Source organism: Streptomyces sp. NPDC033216, assembly GCF_055577115.1.
In genome coordinates, this window is sequence record NZ_JBVIQK010000008.1 from 286,557 (window position 1) to 305,097 (window position 18,541).

Sequence of the window (18,541 nt, forward strand, 5' to 3'; positions counted from 1 at the left end):
GACCGGAACAATGAGAGCTCGTCAGTTCGTTGAGCAAGAATTGGCGTTTTGCCAACACGGCTGAGCGACTGCTTTGCTTCACCGCTCAACGACGCATGACAACGTCCCCCTTGACCGCACCAAGCGACTGCCCCCGCTCATGGGGGCTACGTGGCCGTTCGACTGGAGTTACACGTGGCCGGGCGCATCGAAGACTACGCACTCATCGGAGACATGCAGACCGCCGCTCTGGTCTGCCGCGACGGGACGGTGGACTGGCTCTGCCTGCCCCGCTTCGACTCCCACGCGATCTTCGCCGGGCTGCTGGGCACCGAGGAGCACGGCTTCTGGCGGCTGGGCCCGGCACACGCCTCCGACGCCGAGCCGCCGCGAGCCGCCCGGCGCGGTTACCGGGGTGACTCGCTGATCCTGGAGTCCGAGTGGGACACCCCGCGCGGCACGGTCCGCGTGACGGATTTCATGCCCCCGCGTGACGGCGCCCCCCAGCTGATCCGGATCGTCGAGGGCGTCTCCGGCCGCGTCCCCATGCGCTCGACCCTGCGCATGCGCTTCTCCTACGGCCGGGTCGTGCCGTGGGTGCACAAGCACGAGGGCCGCACCGTCGCCGTCGCGGGCCCCGACTCCGTGTGGTTCGACACGGAGGTCGAGACGTACGGAAAGTCGCTGACGACGTACGCCGACTTCACGGTCGCCCCCGGTGACCGGATCGCGTTCACCATCTCGTGGGAGCCCTCGCACAAGGAGCCGCCCGCGCTGCCGGAGCCGGAGCAGTCGCTCCAGGCCACGGAGGACTTCTGGCGCGAGTGGGTCGAGCACTGTACGTATCACGGGCCCTACCGCGAGGCGGTGATCCGCTCGCTGATCACGCTGAAGGCACTGACGTACGCCCCCACCGGCGGCATCGTCGCGGCCCCCACCACCTCCCTGCCCGAGGACATCGGCGGCGTCCGCAACTGGGACTACCGCTACACCTGGCTGCGCGACGCGGCCATCACCCTGTCCTCGCTCCTGCGCACCGGCTACCGCGAGGAGGCCCGCGCCTGGCGCGAGTGGCTGCTGCGCGCGGTCGCGGGCGACCCGGAGAACCTCCAGATCATGTACGGCATCGCCGGCGAGCGTGAGCTGGGCGAGGCGGAGCTGGACTGGCTGCCCGGCTACGAGAGCTCCGCCCCGGTCCGGGTCGGCAACGGCGCTGCGCACCAGCTCCAGCTGGACGTGTACGGCGAGGTCACCGAGGCCCTGCACCTCGGCCACATGACCGGGCTGGCCCGCAACGACTACGCCTCGCTGCTCCAGCTCAAACTGATTCGCTACCTGGAGCGGCACTGGGACGAGCCGGACGAGGGCATCTGGGAGGTGCGCGGACCGCGCCGCCACTTCGTGCACTCGAAGGTCATGGCCTGGGTCGCCGTGGACCGCACCATCAAGCTGATCGAGTCCGGTGACGCGGACGGTCCGCTGGAGCGCTGGCGCGAGCTGCGCGACGACATCCACCGGGACGTCTGTGAGAAGGGTTACGACAAGGAGCGCAACACCTTCACGCAGTCCTACGGCTCGAAGGAGCTGGACGCGTCCCTGCTGCTCATCCCGCAGATGGGCTTCCTGCCGCCGGACGACAAGCGCGTGATCGGCACCATCGAGGCGATCCAGCGCGAGCTGTCCACGACGGACGGCTTCATCCTGCGCTACCCGACCGAGGGTGAGAGCGAGGGTGTCGACGGCCTGCCCGGCGACGAGGGCGCCTTCCTGGCCTGCTCGTTCTGGATGGCGGACGACCTCGCGATGATCGGCCGGGTGGACGAGGCCCGCAAACTCTTCGAGAAGCTCCTGTCCCTGCGCAACGACCTCGGGCTGCTGGCGGAGGAGTGGGACCCGCGCCTGCAACGCCAGGTGGGCAACTTCCCCCAGGCCTTCAGTCACGTCCCCCTGATCGACACGGCCCTGCGCCTGACGGCCTCCGGGGCGTACGGCGGCTGAGCCGTCTTCGGACCCGGCCCCGGTGGGAGATGCTGCCGGGCCGGGTCCGCAGGTAGCGTCCGCCTCATGGACAGCCGCGCGGACCACCGATTCGACAGCCGGGGCGCCGGCATCACCGTGCAGCGGGCGCTGGAGCTGCCCGGCCTGCGCAGCGGGCTGCCCGAGATCCTGGCGGGCGCGGAGCGGCTGGGCCGCACGGTGCGCTGGGTGCACGCCGGAGAGGTTCCCAACATCGCCTCCCTGCTCAAGGGTGGCGAGCTGCTGCTCACCACCGGTTACGGCCTCGGCACCCGGCCGGCCGAGCAGCGGGCGTTCGTGCGCACCCTGGCCGAGCGGGGCATCGCGGCTCTGGTGATCGAACTGGGCCCGCGCTTCGACCGGCTGCCCGCGGCGCTGGTGGAGACGGCCCGCACGACAGGTCTGCCGCTGGTCCAGCTGCACCGCGAGGTGCCTTTCGTGGCCGTCACCGAGGAGATCCACACCGAGATCGTCAACGGCCACTACGCGCTGCTCCAGCAGGCGGAGGAGGTGCACCGCCGCTGCACCCGGGCGCTGCTCGGCGGCGGCGGCATCCCTCAGGTGCTGGGCATTCTCGCGGACTTCAGCGGCAACCCGGTGTTCCTCGAGACCACCGAAGGCCAGCTGCTGTACGCCGCCGGGGCCGGCCCCGAGGGGGCCGAGCCGCTCCAGGTGTGGGAGGGGCTGCGCGGCCCGCACAAGGACGCGCCCGCCGGTTCGGTGCTGGTGGACGTGCCCGGCGGTGGTCCGGGGGCGGGTGCGGTGCGCGCCCGGCTCGTGCTGCTGCCCGTACGCGGCGCGCTCGCCCCGGTGCACCGGATCGCCGCGGAGCGTGCGGCCGGGATCCTGGCCGTGGTGCTGATGCAGGCCCGCCAGGAGGAGGAGGTGGCGGCGCGCGGCCGGGGCGACTTCCTGACCGACCTCGCCGAGGGCCGTATCGCGGCGGAGGACGCTCCGGCGCAGGCGCGCGTCCTCGGGTTCAAGCCCGGTGACAGCCCGTTGCTGCCGGTCGTCATGCGCCTGGGCGACACGCTGTCCCCGGGCGGCGGCTGGGCGGTGCTGGCGCGGGCGGTCGCGGAGGAGCTGGCGTCCGTGGGGGTGCCGGTCCTGCTGGGTGTACGGCCGGTGGAGGGCCGCGTGCCGTTGCTGCTGGGCCTGCGATCGGAGTCGGAGCGGCCGGCGGTCGCGGACCGGGTCGCGGCGGCCCTGCGGGCCGGGGTGGAGCGGGCCGGGATCCAGCGGCCGGGTGCTCAGCCGCCGGTCGTGGTGGTCGGCGTCGCGGGCGGCTGGGCGGCGGCCTCGGCGGGCCTCAGACACGCGGCGGAGACGGCGACGGCCGCGCAGGGCCTGTCGGACCGGCCCTGGTACGACGCCCGCCGGCTCGACATCGACCTGCTGCTGTGGCGGCTGCGCGACCATCCCGACCTGGCGGCCTTCGTGGACCGCGCGATCGGCCCGGTCCGCGACCACGACCACCGCTCCAGGCCGCCTCTGCTGCCCACCCTGGAGACCTACCTGGCCCACGCGGGCCGCAAGGCGGAGACGGCCCGCGAACTGCACCTCAACCGGCAGACGCTCTACAACCGCCTCGCCCGGATAAGCGAGTTGCTGGGCACCGACCTCGACGACCCGCAGACGGTCCTGGCATTGAGCCTGGCGCTGAGGGCCCGACGGCTCGTCCCGTGACACTTCCGCGGCCGTGCGCGGGCGGAGCCGGCTCGCCAGGAACGCGTCAGATCAACGGCAGCGGCCGCGTCAACTCGTCGTAGACGCTGAGGACCTGGGCGACCGTCTCGTCCTCGCTCGGCCAGGTGGCCGCCTGCCGGATGCCCGACTCGCGGAGCCGCTCGCGGTGTTCGGGTGAGGCGAGGAGGCGGACGACGGCGTCGGCGAAGGCCTCCGCGTCGCCGAGCGGGACGAGTTCGGCCGCGTCGCCGACGAGTTCTCGGACCGCGCCGGTCAGCGCCGCGACGAGCGGAACGCGCGCGTGAAGGGCCTCCTGTGCCAGCACCGAACGCGACTCCCCGGCACCCGGCAGCAGGGCGAGGTCGGCGGCGGCCAGCAGTTCGCCCACGTCGTCCCGCCGCCCGAGGAGCCGGACGGGCAGGCCCTCGGCCTCGATACGGCGCTGGAGCTCCGACCGCAGCGGTCCCTCCCCCACGACCACGACCAGCGGCAGGGGGGCCAGCCGGACCCACACCCGGGCGGCGTCGAGCAGGACGTCGTAGCGGCGGAGCCGGTCGAGGGAGCCGACCGCCATCAGCAACGGGCGGCCGATCGCACCGAGTTCGGCCCGAAGCTTGGCACGCGGCCGCTCGGGGTCCTCCTCGGCCCCGCGGGCGCCGGGAAGTCCCACCGCAGCGAGCCGGGCGTCCCGTGCGCCGGTCCGGCGCGCCCGGTCCACGAGGTCGGAGGTGGTGCCGAGCACCACGGCGGCCGCCCTGGCGACCCGCCGCTCCAGCAGGCGCCGGAGATGGGCGCGGGCGCCCTCGGCGTGCGCCCGGTTGTGCCAGGTGACGACGAGCGGGGTGGGCCGCCCACTGAGCGCGAGCACGGCCCGGAAGGAGGCGTGCAGTCCGTGCGCGTGGACGAGGTCCGCGTCCGTGCAGGCCACCCGCAGCGCCGCCACGGACGCGGGATCGCTGCTGCGCGGCACGGGCACGTGGTCGGCTCCGGCGCCGGTGAAGTCGTAGGCGTGGGCGCACTCGGCGGGGGCGCACACCGTCACCCGCACGCCCCGCGCGACGAGCCCGGCGGCCAGGGAGCGCACATGGGCGCTGCTGCCGGCGTTGCCGCCGCCCAGCACCTGCACGGTGCGCAGCGGCGACTGGCCGTGCGGTGAGTGGCTGCTCACGTGGCCGGGGCTCCTGGTTCGGCATTGGTCCGTCACGAAGGAACGTACAGAAGGGACTCGGGCGCAGGGGCGGACCGCTCGCGCTCCTCCGCGTCCCGCGCCCAAGGATGCCAGGACGTACGGGTGTTCCGTGCCGCCGAGCACCCTGGGCCCCGGCAACCCGCCCCCGTGTGTCACCCACACGAGTGAGGGAGGGCAGGGTCCCGTTCGACGGGCGGGCGTGTCGGCGGCGCCCGGTGGCGGCCTGTCAGGAGGCGGTCGAGGCGCTCCGGCGGGCGAGGCGGGAGCCCGGCCGGCGCGTGGGGCGGGGCTGGGCGCGGATGGGGCCGCTCGGCGCGCGGGGTGGGGCCGCTCGCCGGCACGTCGGGGGCCTCTCGGGCTGTCCGACGCGCCTTCACGGCGTGTCCCGCCGGCCAGCCGGCGTCCGGAGGTCCCTGCTGTCGCGTTCGACGCAGAAGTGTCCGGCGGCGTAACCGGGCGACGCCCCGTCGGCGCGGTGCACCGTCGGCCCCGCCCCGTCCGCGCCCCCTCACACCGGCGTGCGCGGCCCCCGTGTCCCCGGCCGCCAGGCGCTCCGCGCCAGTCCGCTCACCCGCTCCCCGCACACCGCCGTGCCCACCACCGCGGCCGCGTGCGCCACGAGCCCCGCCCGCCCGTTGCCCACCACGACCGCGGCACCCAGGAGCGCGCCCAGCGCGTGCGCCCCGGTGTCACCGAGCATCGCGCGCTCCCCCAGGTCGTCGGGGAGCACGGCCGCCGCGACCCCCGTCGACACCGCGGCCAGCTCACCGCCGGGCCCGGCGCGCAGCAGCCCCGGCGCGCCCAGCGCGAGCACGGCACCGGCGGCCCGTCCGGGGCGTACGTCCACGAGGTTGACGAAGTGCGCCGCGCCGGCGATCACGACACCCGCGAGCACCTTGTCCACAGGCCGCTCCTTCAACAGGGCCCCGGCCAGCAGCCCCGCAGCGCCGATCCCGCCCAGCTTCACGGTTCCGCTGGTGACCTCCCCCTGCCGCAGGGCCCCCAGGTGCGCCCGGAAGCCCCGCCGCGGATCACCGGCGCCGACCAGGTCGTCGTACGCCCCGCAGGCTCCGGCGGCGAGTACGGCCCCGGCCGCGGCCGGGCTCACCCGCGCCGCCCCGAGCGCCGCCGCGAGGACGGCCGCCGGACCGGCGTACAGCTCCACGGTCCGCCCGGCGAAGTTGATCCGCTCCCAGCGCTCCCGCCCACCGGACGCCGCTCCGCGCAAGGCCGCCGCTCCCGCGCGCGTGAGGCCGGCCGCCACCGCGAACGCGGTGCTCCTGCTCCTTCGTGTGATCATCAGGCAAGCCTAGGGATGCCGACCCGGGGAGAGCCGAAAGGGCGGGACCGACCCGTGGGTCGCCGTCCCGCCCTCCGCCCGCACCGCTACGCGTCCGCGTGCCGTCTCCAGCAGTTCCTACGCGTCCGCGCGTGCCGTCTCCAGCAGTTCCTCCGCGTGCGCGCGTGCCGTCTCCGAGTCCTCCTGACCCGCGAGCATCCGGGACAGCTCCCGGATGCGCTCCTCGCCCTCCAGCACCTTCACGCCGGACCGGGTGACGGACCCGTCGTTGGTCTTCTCGACCAGCAACTGCCGGTCGGCGAAGGCCGCCACCTGCGGCAGGTGGGTGACGACGACGACCTGCGCGGTCTTCGCGAGCCGCGCCAGGCGCCGTCCGATCTCCACCGCCGCCTTGCCGCCCACGCCCGCGTCGACCTCGTCGAAGAGATACGTCGGCACGGGGTCCGTCCCCGCGAACACGACCTCCACGGCCAGCATCACGCGCGACAGCTCACCGCCGGACGCCCCCTTGGCGATGGGCCGCGGCGGCGCTCCCGGATGCGGAGCGAGCAGCAGCTCCACCTCGTCGGCGCCGGACGGCCCGTAGGCGACGGAACGTCCGCCGACCTCCACACCCTCCGTGTCCTCGGTCTGCCGGATCTCGAACGACACGCGCGCGTGCGGCATCGCCAGCGAGGCCAGCTCGGCCGTCACGGCGGCGGCGAACCGCTCGGCCGCCTCCGTCCGCGCGTCGGTCAGCGCCTGCGCCAGCCCGCCCAGCTCGGCCCGCAGCACGTCCCGCTCGGCGGTCAGTTCGTCGATCCGCTCGTCGTCGCCGTCCAGCTCGCCGAGCCGCGCGGCACCGCGCTCGGCCCAGTCGAGAACCGCGTCGACGTCCTCGCCGTACTTCCGGGTCAGCGCGGTCAGCGCGGCCCGCCGCTCCTCGACGGCCGCCAGCCGCAGCGGATCGGCGTCGAGGTCGTCGGCGTACCCCGCCAGCTCCCCCGCCACATCGCCCAGCAGGATCCCGATCTCCCCGATCCGGTCGGCGAGCGCTGCCAGCGCCGGATCGTGCGAACGTACGGCCTCCAGGGCCCGCTGGGCGCCCGCGACGAGCGTGGCGGCGTCGATGCCCTCGGGGTCCTCGGGGTTGCCCGCCAGCGCTCCGTGGGCGGCCGTGGCGGCCGAGGACAGCGCCTCCGCGTGGCCGAGCCGTTCCGCCTCCTCGGCCAGCTCCGTGTCCTCGCCCGCGCGCGGTTCGACGCCGGCGATCTCGTCGAGGCCGTAGCGCAGCATGTCGGCCTCCTGGGCCCGTTCCCGCGCGCGCGTGGTGATCTCGTCGAGCTGACCGGAGACGGCCCGCAGCCGGCGGTACGCCTCCGTGTACTTGGCGAGCGGCACGGCGACCGCGTCGCCCGCGTACCGGTCGAGGGCCTGCCGCTGCCGGGACAGCTTCAGCAGCCCCTGCTGGTCGGTCTGGCCGTGCACGGCCACCAGCTCGTCCGCGAGTTCGGCGAGCACCCCGACGGGCACACTCCGCCCGCCCAGATGCGCCCGCGACCGCCCTTCGGCGGAAACGGTACGGCTGATCAGCAGCGCCCCGTCGTCCAGTTCGGCCCCGGCCTCCTCTGCCCGTACGGCCACCGAGGCGCCCGCGGGCACGGTGATCCGCCCCTCCACGACCGCTTTGTCGGCGCCGAGCCGCACCAGCGCGGCGTCGGCGCGCCCGCCCAGCAGCAGCCCGAGGCTGGTGACCACCATGGTCTTGCCCGCGCCCGTCTCACCCGTGACCGCGGTGAAGCCTGGCGACAGCTCGACGACCGCGTCGTCGATGACTCCGAGCGACCGTATCCGCATCTCCTCCAACACGGACACGACCTTACGAGGTCGGGAGGAGGAAGTGCGAGGCGCCCCGTCAACCGGACGAGCGGACGTCCCTCCCCCGACACCGTGCGTACGGCTAGTGCCGAGCTCCGCGCCACCCCGAGACCGGCAGCGCGAACTTGGCCACCAGGCGGTCGGTGAACGACGCGTGGTGCAGGCGCGCCAGCCGCACGGGCACGGCACCCCGCCGCACTTCGACCCGGGCCCCCGGCGGCAGGTCGAAGGTCCGCCGCCCGTCGCACCACAGGACCCCCGGCGGGATGTGCGGCAGCAGCTCCACCGCGAGCACCGAGTTCGGCGAGGTCACCAGCGGCTTGGCGAACAGGGCGTGCGCACTGATCGGCACCATCAGCAACGCCTCGACCTCGGGCCACACCACGGGCCCTCCCGCCGAGAACGCGTACGCGGTGGACCCGGTCGGTGTGGACAGCACGATCCCGTCACAGCCGAACCCGGTGACCGGCCGCCCGTCGATCTCCAGCACCACCTCGAGCAGCTTCTCCGCACCGGCCTTCTGCACGGCCGCCTCGTTCAGCGCCCAGTCCGTGTGCACGATGTCACCGTTGCGGTGCACGACGACGTCGACGGTCATCCGCTCCTCGACCTCGTACGACTTCGTCACCACCCGGTCGACGACCTTGTCGAGGTCGTCCCGCTCGGCCTCCGCCAGGAAGCCGACGCTGCCGAGGTTCACACCGAGCATCGGCACCCCGGACGCCCGCGCGAACTCCGCGCCGCGCAGCAGCGTCCCGTCACCGCCGAGGACGATGAGCAGCTCACAGCCCTCCAGGCACTGCGGGGTGGCCTCGCAGACCAGCTCCACCTCGTCCGGCAGGGGCAGGTCGGCGGCCTCGTACTCCAGGACGCGCACCCCGATGCCCTCGCGCAGCAGCCCCTTCACCACCAGCTCCGCGCTGCGGATCGCGGCGGGCCGCCCGGTGTGAGCCAGCAGGAAAACGGTTCGAGCTAGGTTCTGGGTCAACGCGGCCCCTCCGCCACTGCACGGTCGACATCGGCCGGATCCAGAGCAGGCGCCCCGGCCCGGAGCCACAGAAAGTACTCGACGTTGCCCGAGGGTCCCGGCAGCGGACTGGCGGTGACACCCTGCACGCCGAGACCCAGCTCCCACGCCTTGTGAGCCACGCCCCGCACCGCCTCGGCCCGCAGCTGCGTGCTGCGCACGACACCCCCGCTGCCCAGCCGTTCCTTACCCACCTCGAACTGTGGCTTGACCATCATCACCAGGTCGGCGTCCGGCTTGGTGCACCGCGTCAGGGCCGGCAGCACCAGCCCCAGCGGAATGAAGGACAAGTCTCCCACGACAAGATCCACTGGCTCCCCATCGATCGCTTCGAGCGTCAACTCGCGTACGTTCGTACGGTCCTTGACGGTGACGCGTTCATCGCTCTGAAGAGACCAGGCGAGTTGCCCGTAGCCGACGTCGACCGCGACCACGTGCGCGGCCCCCGCCCGCAGCAGCACATCGGTGAAGCCGCCGGTGGACGCGCCGGCGTCCAGCGCCCGCCGCCCCTCGACGAGGAGCCCCTGCGGCCCGAACACCTCCAGCGCACCGGCGAGTTTGTGCCCGCCCCGCGACACGTAGTCGGGGTCGCTGTCGTCGACGGAGACGACGATCGCCGCCGCCGTCTCCACCTGTGTGGCGGCCTTGGTGGCGACGGTCTTCCCGACCGAGACCCGCCCCGCGGCGATCAGCTGACCGGCGTGCTCACGCGAGCGCGCGAGCTTCCGGCGCACCAGCTCCGCGTCCAGACGACGACGTGCGACTCCTGCCACGTTGGGTTCAGCTCCTACTGCCATGCGTCGAATCAAAGGGGGACCTGAAGGGTCTCATTCAGGGGTGGTGGTCGGGTGACGGGTGGGGAACCGCAGGTTCGGGGCGGGCGTCGAGCGCGGTGAGCGCGTCACGCAGTCCCCGGTGTACATCCTCGTACACCTCGAGGTGTCCGTCCGTGGTGAGGTGGTCGGCGTCGGCCAGCCGGTCCAGGTGGGTGTCCACCCCGGCGTCGCCGGTGGGGGTGCGGGGCACCTGGAGCGGGGCGGGAGCGCAGGAGTCGTCCGCCTGCTCCTGGGGCGCGGCCTCCGTCTCCGGAACTGTGTCGCTCATGCCCCGACGCTACCTCGAACCGCTGCGGTACGGTCGAGCGCGATGGCCACGATCGAGGAGTGCCGAGCCGCACTCGAGAAGCTCTCGGAGAACATGGGCAGCGCCGAGGGGGACGTCCGCGCCGCCGCGGCCCTGGACCGCTCGGTGAGCTGCTGGATCACCGACCTGGACATCACGTTCGTCGGCCGGATGACCGGCGGCCGGATCGTCGTGCGGGACACCTTGCAGGGCCCGCCTCGGGAGAAGGCGGGGATCAGGCTGCGCATGACCGGCGACGACCTGGTCGCGCTCGTCGACGGAGAACTGAACTTCGCGAAGGCGTGGGGTTCGGGTCGGGTACGGCTGGAGGCGGGCCTCAGGGACCTGCTCCAGCTCAGAAAACTCCTGTGACCGCCGGGTGGCCCCTGCGGCCCCGGAGGGCTCCCGCGACCGTCGGACAGCTCCGGTGGGACCCGTCGGCGGGCTCAGTGGCCGTCAGAAGGTGACGGGCACGCGTGCGCGTGCCTTGCGCGCGGCCGGCACCACCAGCGGCGTCCCCGTCTCCGGGTCCTCGATGACCTGGCAGCGCAGCCCGAAGACCTCCTCGACCAGACCGGCCGTGACGACGTCGCCGGGCGCGCCCTGCGCGAGGACCGTGCCGCCCCTCAGCGCGATGAGGTGGGTGGCGTACCGGGCGGCGTGGTTGAGGTCGTGCAGGACGGCGACGAGTGTGCGGCCCTGCTCCTCGTGCAGCTCGGCGCAGAGGTCGAGGACGTCGATCTGGTGCTGGATGTCGAGGTAGGTGGTCGGCTCGTCGAGCAGCAGCAGCGGGGTCTGCTGGGCGAGGGCCATCGCGATCCACACCCGCTGGCGCTGACCGCCGGACAGCTCGTCGACGTACCGGTCGGCGAGTTCGGCGACTCCGGTCTGCGCCATCGACTGCTGCACGACCCGCTCGTCCTCGGTCGACCACTGGCGCAGGATGCCCTGGTGCGGATAGCGACCGCGGCCCACCAGGTCGGCGACCGTGATGCCGTCGGGCGCGATCGAGGACTGCGGCAGCAGGCCCAGCGTCCGGGCGACCTTCTTGGCGGGCATCGACTGGATCGCCTGCCCGTCGAGCAGCACCCGGCCCTCGCTCGGCTTCAGCATCCGCGACAGCGCCCGCAGGAGCGTCGACTTGCCGCAGGCGTTGGGGCCGACGATCACGGTGAACGAGTTGTCGGGAATCTCCACCGACAGCTGCTCGGCGATCACTCGCTGGTCGTAGGCGAGGGTGACGTTCTCGGCGGACAGACGGTTCACGGTGCTCCTTCGGTTGTTCGGCCCGCGGCTGACACGGGTGGTGGCGCTGCTCATATCCGACCCGCCTTGCGCTCGGCGACCAGCAGCCACAGCAGGTAGACACCGCCGAGCACGCCCGTGACCACGCCGACGGGCAGCTGACCGTCACCGAACAGCCGCTGCGCGGCCCAGTCGGCGGTGACCAGGAGGGCGGCGCCCATGAACAGGGCGGGCACCAGGTTCGGCCCGGGTGAGCGGGTCAGGCGCCGGGCGAGCTGGGGCGCTGTGAGCGCCACGAAGGCCACGGGCCCCGCGGCGGCGGTGGCGGAGGCGGTGAGCAGGACGGCGCACACCATGAGCAGCAGCCGTACACGCTCCACGCGCACCCCGAGGGCGTTGGAGACGTCGTCGCCCATCTCCATCATCCGCAGCCCGCGCGCGTTGGCGAGGACGAGCGGGACGAGCACACAGCACAGGACGAGCAGCGGCCAGACCTGCTTCCAGTCCCGGCCGTCGAGCGACCCGGTCATCCACACGACCGCGCGGGCCGCGTCGACGAGGTCCGCCTTGGTGATCAGATAGCCGTTGACGGCGGTCGCGATCGCCGACACGCCGATCCCGACGAGGACCAGCCGGTAGCCGTGCACACCCCGTTTCCAGGCGAGCAGGTAGATGGCGGCGCCGGTGACCAGTCCGCCGACGAGGGCCCCGACGGCGACCTGGTTGGCGGAGCCCGACATCAGCACGATCACCACGAGCGCGCCGGCCGTCGCTCCCTGCCCGAGCCCGAGCACGTCCGGACTGCCCAGCGGATTGCGGGAGACGGCCTGGAACACCGCGCCGCCGAGCCCCAGCGCGGCGCCGACCAGCAACCCCACGACGACCCGGGGCAGCCGCAGGTCCTTGACGATGAACTCCTGGCCCTCGGTGCCGTTGCCCGCGAGCGTCTTCAGGACGTCCTGGGTGGAGATCGGGAAGTCGCCGGTGCCGATCAGGACCACGCTCGCGGCGAACGCGGCCAGCGCCAGCGCGACCACGACGATCAGGGCGCGCGGGTTCACCCGGAGGGACAGCCCGCCGGGGGTGCGCAGGGCCCGGCGGGTGCCGGTGCCGCGACGCACGGCTTCCGTGGTCCGCTCGGGGGCGGACGTGGATGCGGTCTTCACAGCTGGGCCGTCCTCCGCCGTCGTACGAGAAAGATGAAGACCGGGCCGCCGATGATCGCGGTGATGATGCCGACCTGGACCTCCGAAGGGCGGGCGACGACCCGGCCGATCACGTCGGAGCCCAGCAGCAGCACGGGCGACAGGATCGCCGCGTACGGCATGATCCAGCGCAGGTCGGGCCCGGTGAAGGAGCGGACCACGTGCGGGACCATCAGCCCGACGAACACGATCGGCCCGCAGGCGGCGGTCGCGGCCCCGCACAGCACGGTGGCGGCGAGCATGGACAGCGCCCGGGTGCGGTTGAGGTGCGCGCCGAGGGCCTTGGCGGTGTCGTCGCCCATGGCCATGGCGTTCAGCGGCCGGGCGAGGGCGAACGCGAGCAGGGTGCCGGCCGCGAGGAAGGGCAGCACCTGCCAGATCATGTCGTCGGACGCCGAGCTCAGCGAGCCGACCGTCCAGAAGCGCATCCGGGCGAGCGCCGCCTTGTCCATGATCATCACGGCTTGGACGTAGCCGAAGAGTGCGGCGCTCAGCGCGGTTCCGGCGAGCGCGAGCCGCACCGGTGTGGCCCCGCGGCTGCCGCCCAGGAACCAGACCAGTGCGCCGACGGCCGCCGCGCCGAAGAAGGCGAACCACACGTAGCCGCTGAGGCTGGTCACACCGAAGTAGGTGATGGCGGTGACCACCGCGGCCGAGGCGCCCGCGTTGATGCCGAGCAGTCCGGGGTCGGCGAGCGGATTGCGCGTCAGGGCCTGGAGCACCGTTCCGGACAGCCCCAGCGCGGCGCCGACCAGCAGCCCGAGCACGGTCCGCGAGACCCGCTCCCCCACGACGACATCGCCGTACGTCCCCGTGTCCTGGAACAGACCGTGCCACACCTGGTCGAGGGACAGCTCCTTGGCGCCGACGGCGATGCTCGCCACCGCCACCAGCAGCAGGACCGTGACGGAAGCGAGCAGCCCGACGGAACGTATCGCCCGGCGGGTCGGGGGCGCGGCGGCGGTCTCCGCGCGTTGTTCGGGAACACTGTCGACCAACACGCGGTTAGGTTAGCCTACCCTGCATCCCTCCTGGATCTCCTGGTCTCGACCGCGCTGCGCGGAGAAGTCGCGCTCGACCTTCGCCGGCACCACGTACGGAGCCGGTCACGGGCGCCGCCCGGAGGTCGCGGCCGTCGAAACGATCGCCGCGCTCCTGGATCACAGCGGCGGACACGCCGCCGGACTCACAGCCCCAGCCGATCGAGCGCCTTTCCCCCGTCCAGTCCGCACGCCCCCTCGCCCGCCGCGGTCCAGGCCGCCGCGCACAGCGCCCGCAGCCCGTCCAGGACGGCACCCTCACCGTCGAGTTCCAGCCGCTCCGCTCCCGCCGACGCGGTCCATCCCCCGCACCGGAAGCCACGTCCTTCCTCCGCGACCTGGGGTTGTCCGGTCAGCAGGCCGCGCAGATCGGCGTCCACGTACGTCGGCCGGTGCTGCGGCGGCGCCGCGAGGAGCTGCGCGCCGTCGGTCACCCCGGTCAGGACGAGAAGCGAGTCGACCTCACCGTTGAACGCGCCCTCGATGTCGGTGTCCAGCCGGTCCCCGACCACCAACGGCCGCTCGGCGCCCGTCCGCAGGATCGTCTCGCGGTGCATGGGGGGCAACGGCTTGCCCGCGACCTGCGGCTCTGCACCGGTCGCGATCCGTACGACCTCCACCGCCGCGCCGTTCCCCGGCGCGATGCCCCGCCCGCTCGGAATCGTCAGGTCGGTGTTGGACGCGAACCACGGCACACCGCGTGCGACGGCGTACGAGGCCTCGGCGAAGCGCCCCCAGGCCAGGTCGGGTCCGCCGAACCCCTGCACCACGGCCGCCGGATCGTCGTCCGCCGACTCGACGGGCTCCAGCCCCCGCTCGCGCAACGCGACCCGCAGTCCTTCCCCGCCGATCACCAGGACCCGCGCCCCCGCCGGCACCTGCTCACTGATCAGCCTGGCGACGGCCTGCGCCGAGGTGATGACGTCGTCCGCCCCGGTGGGTATGCCCAGCTCGGTGAGGTGATCCGCCACCGCGTCGGGCGTGCGCAGCGCGTTGTTGGTGACGTACGCCAGCCGCATCCCGCCCCCGCGCGCGGTCGCCAGCGTCTCGACGGCGTGCACGATCGCGTTCCCGCCCGCGTACACCACCCCGTCGAGGTCGAGCAGCGCCGTGTCGTACGCCTCGTTCAGGGCCTGCCCACTGCCCTCGGGCCTCGTCCTGACACTTTGGCTCATTCCACATCGCTCCTCGTTCGATCGCTTTCCCCGATCATCGCGCATGCCACCGACACACGTACGATGCCGGGATGAACTCAGCAGGTCACTCGGAAGCGACGGCGCCCCGAGGCCTGGAACTCACCCCGTTCCGAGGCCTGCGCTACGACCCCGACCGGGTCGGAAGTCTCGCCGCCGTCACCTCCCCGCCGTACGACGTCGTGGTCCGCCCCGACGGCCTGCACCACCTCCAGGACGCGGACCCGTACAACATCGTCCGACTGATCCTCCCTCAGGCCACCACCCCCAGCGCCCGCAACGAACAGGCAGCCGACACCCTCCGTCGCTGGCTCGACGAGGGCGTCCTCACGACCGACTCGACACCGGCCCTGTACGTCTACGAGCAGCGGCACGCCGACGGCATGCTCCAGCGCGGCCTGATCGGCACCCTGCGCGTCTCCGAGCCGTCGGCCGGAGTCGTCCTCCCCCACGAGGACGTGATGCCGCACATCGTCGCCGACCGCGCGGCCCTGATGCGCGCCACCAGGGCCAACCTCGAACCCCTGCTCCTGACCTACCGCGGCAACGGCACGGCGGCGGAGATCATCGACCACACCGCGGATCTGGACCCGCTCCTGTCGACGACCACGGAGGACGGCTTCAGCCACCGCCTCTGGTCGATCACCGACCCCGCCGAGGTCACCCGCGTCCAGACCGACCTCGCCCACCACCAGGCCCTGATCGCCGACGGTCACCACCGCTGGGCGACGTATCTGCGTCTACGCGCGGAGCACGGCTCCCCCGGCGCCTGGGACGACGGCCTCGTGCTCCTGGTGGACACGGCCCGCTACCCGCTGCGCGTCCGCGCCATCCACCGCCTGCTGCCCGGCCTCCCGGTCGACGACGCCCTGTCCGCCGTGAGGAACCTGTTCCGTGTCCAGCGTCTTGAGACGCCCCTGCCCCGGGCCCTGGACGCCCTCGCGGAGGCGACCACCGAAGGCAACGCCTTCCTGCTGGCCGGCGACGGTGCCTTCCACCTCCTGGACCGCCCGGACCCGGCCCTGCTCGCCCGTACGGTCCCCGCCGACCGCCCGCAGGCCTGGCGCACCCTGGACGCGACGGTCCTGCACGCCACGCTTCTCGCGCACGTGTGGCACGTCCCCGAGGACGACCCCACCCGCATCGCCTACATCCACGACACGGCCGCCACGGTCGAGAAGGCGGAACGCGACGCCGGTACGGCCGTGCTGATGCACCCGGTTCGCGAGGAGGTCGTCCGCGACCTCGCCCGCCAGGGCGTCACGATGCCCCGCAAGTCGACGTCGTTCGGCCCGAAACCGGCCTCGGGCCTGGTCCTGCGCGCACTGGACCTCTGACCGGGATCCTGACCGGTTTCCCGACCGGGAAAGCGATCCGGATGAACGTGAAAAGGGGCTCGGCTCCGGTGGAACACCGGAGCCGAGCCCCTTTCACTCGCGCGCGTCAGTCCTGGTCGTCGGTCTTGCCCTCGACCGGCTGCTCATCCTGGACGACGACGCCCTCGTCCTCGTCGGCCAGCGCGTCGACGAACTCCACGCCGTCCAGCTCGGCCAGCCGGTCCGAGGCGTCGGTGCTGCTGTCCCGGTCGGCCTCGACGGCCTTCGCGAACCACTCCCGTGCCTCGCCCTTGCGGCCGGCCGCCAGCAGCGCGTCGGCGTACGCGTACCGCAGCCGCGCGGTCCACGGCTGTACCGAGTTCGAGGCCAGCTCAGGACTCTGGAGCGTCACGATGGCCGCGTCCAACTGGTCCATGTCACGCCGGGCACCGGCCGCGACGAGCCGCATCTCGACCTGCCCGGCCTTGTCGAGCTTGTGCACCTCGGGCGCGCCGGCCATCTCCAGCGCCTTCTCCGGCCGCCCGAGCCCACGCTCACAGTCGGCCATGACGGGCCACAGCTCCACGGTCCCGGTCATCCGCCGGGCGGCACGGAACTCGGCCAGCGCCTCGCTGTACTTCTGGGTGGCGTACGCCGCGAATCCGGCCGCCTCCCGTACGGCGGCGACGCGCGATGCCAGCCGCAGAGCCACCTTCGAGTACTCGTAGGCGCGCTCGGGCTCCTCGTCGATGAGCCGCGCGACCATCACCAGGTTCTTCGCGACGTCCTCAGCGAGCCCCTTGGGCAGGCTCTGGAGCTCCTGCCGTACGTCCTTGTCGATCTCGTCACCGGTGACGTCCTCGGGGATCGGCAGCCGCCTGATCGGCTCCCGGTCCCGATCCCGCTCATCACGGAACCGGCCACCGCCGCGCCGGTCGTCGCGACGGTCGTCGCGCCCGCCGCGGTCATCCCGACCACGGAAGCCACCGGGCCGCCCACCGCGGTCGTCACGACCCTGGAAACCACCGGGCCGCCCACCACGGTCGTCACGACCCTGGAAACCACCGGGCCGCCCACCACGGTCGTCACGACCCTGGAAACCACCGCGCTCGCCGCCGCGGTCGTCACGACCGCGGAACCCGCCGCGCTCGACGGCGCGGTTGTCATCGTGCTGCCGGAAGCCGCCCCGATCCCCGCGGTCATCGCCCCGGCGGTCGTCACGCCGGTCGCCGGGACGGTCGTCGCGGCGGAACGCGGGCCGGTCGCCTCGATCATCGCGGCGGAAGGGGGGCCGCTCACCGCGGTCGTCGCGGCGGAACGCGGGGCGGTCACCGCGGTCACCGCGGTCATCGCGACGGAACGCGGGGCGGTCACCACGGTCATCGCGGCGGAACGCGGGGCGGTCACCACGGTCGTCGCGACGGAACGCGGGGCGGTCACCACGGTCGTCGCGACGGGGGCCACGGTCTCGGTCGTCACGCTGGAACGCCGGACGAGAACCCCGGTCACCTTCACGCCGATCATCACGACGCCCGTAACCACCACGGTCACGATCGCCCTGGCCGGCACGGTTGTCATCACGCCGATCATCACGGCGGTCGTCACGTCGGAAACCGCCACGGTCCCCACGGTTGTCGTCACGCCGGACGAATCCCCCGCGGTCGCCGCCCCGACGGTCGTCCGGACGGTCGTCGCGGCGGAACGCGGGACGGTCGCCTCGATCATCGCGGCGGAAGGGGGGCCGGTCACCGCGGTCGTCGCGACGGGGGCCACGGTCTCGGTCGTCACGCTGGAACGCCGGACGAGAACCCCGGTCACCTTCACGCCGATCATCACGACGCCCGTAACCACCACGGTCACGATCGCCCTGGCCGGCACGGTTGTCATCTCGCCGATCATCACGCCGGAAACCACCGCGGTCACCACGGTTGTCGTCACGCCGTGCGTAACCGCCACCGCCACTGGTGCCGCCGCCACCGCGATTGTCGTCGCGGCGGCCGGCACCGGGGCGGTCGTTGTCGCGACGGAAGCCGCCACGGTCACCGCGGTCGCCGCGGAAGCCGCCGCGCTCGCCACGGTCTCCGCGGTCCCCACTGTCCCGTCGCCGCTGGTCGCGCTCCGGTCGATCGTCGGGAGAGTTGGTGGACATGGGTGACTCCTGTCTTCGGTACCGCAAGTCATTCTCACGCAGCCGGGTACCCGGTGCTTCCTGAAAAAACAAAAGGACCCCTGGTCCCCAGCTGAACGCTGGGACCAGGGGTCCTTCCAAATATTGTTCGGCGGCGTCCTACTCTCCCACAGGGTCCCCCCTGCAGTACCATCGGCGCTGTAAGGCTTAGCTTCCGGGTTCGGAATGTAACCGGGCG

General features: G+C 73.1%; 16 protein-coding genes and 1 rRNA gene. 5 read left to right on the forward strand and 12 right to left on the reverse strand.

Annotation, left to right across the window (positions count from 1 at the left end):
- The first annotated feature begins 174 nt into the window (after positions 1 to 174).
- Together ACZ5Y0_RS18175 and ACZ5Y0_RS18180 are read left to right on the forward strand one after the other, a co-directional pair.
- Positions 175 to 1,977: a glycoside hydrolase family 15 protein gene (locus ACZ5Y0_RS18175; RefSeq protein WP_469129667.1), complete on the forward strand. Its 1,803-nt coding sequence runs from the start codon at positions 175 to 177 to the stop codon at positions 1,975 to 1,977.
- Positions 1,978 to 2,043: 66 nt separating this feature from the next.
- On the forward strand, positions 2,044 to 3,681 hold the full coding sequence (locus tag ACZ5Y0_RS18180) for a PucR family transcriptional regulator (protein ID WP_469129668.1): 1,638 nt from the start codon (positions 2,044 to 2,046) through the stop codon (positions 3,679 to 3,681).
- A 46-nt stretch (positions 3,682 to 3,727) separates the two neighbouring features.
- Here ACZ5Y0_RS18180 and ACZ5Y0_RS18185 read toward each other — a convergent pair whose 3' ends face one another.
- From ACZ5Y0_RS18185 to ACZ5Y0_RS18210, 6 genes are all read right to left on the reverse strand, one after another.
- A complete protein-coding gene (locus tag ACZ5Y0_RS18185; protein WP_469129669.1) occupies positions 3,728 to 4,849 on the reverse strand; it encodes a glycosyltransferase family 4 protein in 1,122 nt (373 codons plus the stop codon).
- A gap of 529 nt (positions 4,850 to 5,378) precedes the next feature.
- Positions 5,379 to 6,170, reverse strand: coding sequence for a hypothetical protein (locus ACZ5Y0_RS18190; protein WP_469129670.1), 792 nt, complete (start codon positions 6,168 to 6,170; stop codon positions 5,379 to 5,381).
- Positions 6,171 to 6,287: 117 nt separating this feature from the next.
- Positions 6,288 to 8,006 (reverse strand): DNA repair protein RecN, encoded by a 1,719-nt coding sequence (gene recN, locus ACZ5Y0_RS18195; protein WP_469129687.1) that lies wholly within the window; start codon positions 8,004 to 8,006, stop codon positions 6,288 to 6,290.
- Between the two features lie 103 nt (positions 8,007 to 8,109).
- A complete protein-coding gene (locus ACZ5Y0_RS18200; protein WP_469129671.1) occupies positions 8,110 to 9,015 on the reverse strand; it encodes an NAD kinase in 906 nt (301 codons plus the stop codon).
- Positions 9,012 to 9,827: a TlyA family RNA methyltransferase gene (locus ACZ5Y0_RS18205; RefSeq protein WP_469129672.1), complete on the reverse strand. Its 816-nt coding sequence runs from the start codon at positions 9,825 to 9,827 to the stop codon at positions 9,012 to 9,014. Before ACZ5Y0_RS18205 ends, ACZ5Y0_RS18200 begins: the two co-directional genes overlap by 4 nt.
- Before the next feature lie 58 nt (positions 9,828 to 9,885).
- Positions 9,886 to 10,158 carry a hypothetical protein gene (locus ACZ5Y0_RS18210; RefSeq protein WP_469129673.1) on the reverse strand — a complete coding sequence of 91 codons (273 nt, stop codon included), beginning with the start codon at positions 10,156 to 10,158 and terminating at the stop codon, positions 9,886 to 9,888.
- Positions 10,159 to 10,200: 42 nt separating this feature from the next.
- Here ACZ5Y0_RS18210 and ACZ5Y0_RS18215 point away from each other — a divergent pair, with 42 nt between their 5' ends.
- On the forward strand, positions 10,201 to 10,548 hold the full coding sequence (locus ACZ5Y0_RS18215; RefSeq protein ID WP_469129674.1) for a sterol-binding protein: 348 nt from the start codon (positions 10,201 to 10,203) through the stop codon (positions 10,546 to 10,548).
- An 84-nt stretch (positions 10,549 to 10,632) separates the two neighbouring features.
- Here the strand turns inward: ACZ5Y0_RS18215 and ACZ5Y0_RS18220 are convergent, their stop codons facing one another.
- The 4 genes from ACZ5Y0_RS18220 to ACZ5Y0_RS18235 form a co-directional block, all read right to left on the reverse strand.
- Positions 10,633 to 11,496, reverse strand: coding sequence for an ABC transporter ATP-binding protein (locus tag ACZ5Y0_RS18220; protein ID WP_469129675.1), 864 nt, complete (start codon positions 11,494 to 11,496; stop codon positions 10,633 to 10,635).
- A complete protein-coding gene (locus tag ACZ5Y0_RS18225; RefSeq protein WP_469129688.1) occupies positions 11,493 to 12,542 on the reverse strand; it encodes a FecCD family ABC transporter permease in 1,050 nt (349 codons plus the stop codon). Before ACZ5Y0_RS18225 ends, ACZ5Y0_RS18220 begins: the two co-directional genes overlap by 4 nt.
- Positions 12,543 to 12,583: 41 nt before the next feature.
- On the reverse strand, positions 12,584 to 13,627 hold the full coding sequence (locus ACZ5Y0_RS18230; RefSeq protein WP_469129676.1) for a FecCD family ABC transporter permease: 1,044 nt from the start codon (positions 13,625 to 13,627) through the stop codon (positions 12,584 to 12,586).
- A 185-nt stretch (positions 13,628 to 13,812) separates the two neighbouring features.
- Positions 13,813 to 14,841 (reverse strand): HAD hydrolase-like protein, encoded by a 1,029-nt coding sequence (locus ACZ5Y0_RS18235; RefSeq protein ID WP_469129677.1) that lies wholly within the window; start codon positions 14,839 to 14,841, stop codon positions 13,813 to 13,815.
- 71 nt (positions 14,842 to 14,912) lie between these two features.
- Between ACZ5Y0_RS18235 and ACZ5Y0_RS18240 the strand changes: the two genes are divergently transcribed.
- On the forward strand, positions 14,913 to 16,196 hold the full coding sequence (locus tag ACZ5Y0_RS18240; protein ID WP_469129678.1) for a DUF1015 domain-containing protein: 1,284 nt from the start codon (positions 14,913 to 14,915) through the stop codon (positions 16,194 to 16,196).
- A gap of 106 nt (positions 16,197 to 16,302) precedes the next feature.
- On the opposite strand, the gene ACZ5Y0_RS18245 is transcribed toward ACZ5Y0_RS18240, so the two are convergent.
- Positions 16,303 to 16,941, reverse strand: a complete 639-nt coding sequence (locus tag ACZ5Y0_RS18245; RefSeq protein WP_469129679.1) for a hypothetical protein — start codon at positions 16,939 to 16,941, stop codon at positions 16,303 to 16,305.
- Between the two features lie 402 nt (positions 16,942 to 17,343).
- On the opposite strand from ACZ5Y0_RS18245, the gene ACZ5Y0_RS18250 reads away from it, so the two are divergent.
- Complete coding sequence (locus ACZ5Y0_RS18250) at positions 17,344 to 18,330, forward strand: hypothetical protein (RefSeq protein ID WP_469129680.1); 987 nt, start codon at positions 17,344 to 17,346, stop codon at positions 18,328 to 18,330.
- A gap of 119 nt (positions 18,331 to 18,449) precedes the next feature.
- Here ACZ5Y0_RS18250 and rrf read toward each other — a convergent pair.
- Positions 18,450 to 18,541: ribosomal RNA gene (rrf, locus tag ACZ5Y0_RS18255) — 5S ribosomal RNA — on the reverse strand; the annotation flags it as partial.

Excerpts from the sequence above, each read along its gene's own strand:
- ACZ5Y0_RS18215 (WP_469129674.1), top strand. The coding sequence starts at position 10,201 with ATGGCCACGATCGAGGAGTGCCGAGCCGCACTCGAGAAGCTCTCGGAG.
- ACZ5Y0_RS18235 (WP_469129677.1), bottom strand. The coding sequence starts at position 14,841 with ATGAGCCAAAGTGTCAGGACGAGGCCCGAGGGCAGTGGGCAGGCCCTG.
- ACZ5Y0_RS18180 (WP_469129668.1), top strand. The coding sequence starts at position 2,044 with ATGGACAGCCGCGCGGACCACCGATTCGACAGCCGGGGCGCCGGCATC.
- ACZ5Y0_RS18220 (WP_469129675.1), bottom strand. The coding sequence starts at position 11,496 with ATGAGCAGCGCCACCACCCGTGTCAGCCGCGGGCCGAACAACCGAAGG.
- ACZ5Y0_RS18245 (WP_469129679.1), bottom strand. The coding sequence starts at position 16,941 with ATGGTCGCGCGGCTCATCGACGAGGAGCCCGAGCGCGCCTACGAGTAC.
- ACZ5Y0_RS18240 (WP_469129678.1), top strand. The coding sequence starts at position 14,913 with ATGAACTCAGCAGGTCACTCGGAAGCGACGGCGCCCCGAGGCCTGGAA.
- ACZ5Y0_RS18210 (WP_469129673.1), bottom strand. The coding sequence starts at position 10,158 with ATGAGCGACACAGTTCCGGAGACGGAGGCCGCGCCCCAGGAGCAGGCG.
- recN (WP_469129687.1), bottom strand. The coding sequence starts at position 8,006 with ATGCGGATACGGTCGCTCGGAGTCATCGACGACGCGGTCGTCGAGCTG.
- ACZ5Y0_RS18190 (WP_469129670.1), bottom strand. The coding sequence starts at position 6,170 with ATGATCACACGAAGGAGCAGGAGCACCGCGTTCGCGGTGGCGGCCGGC.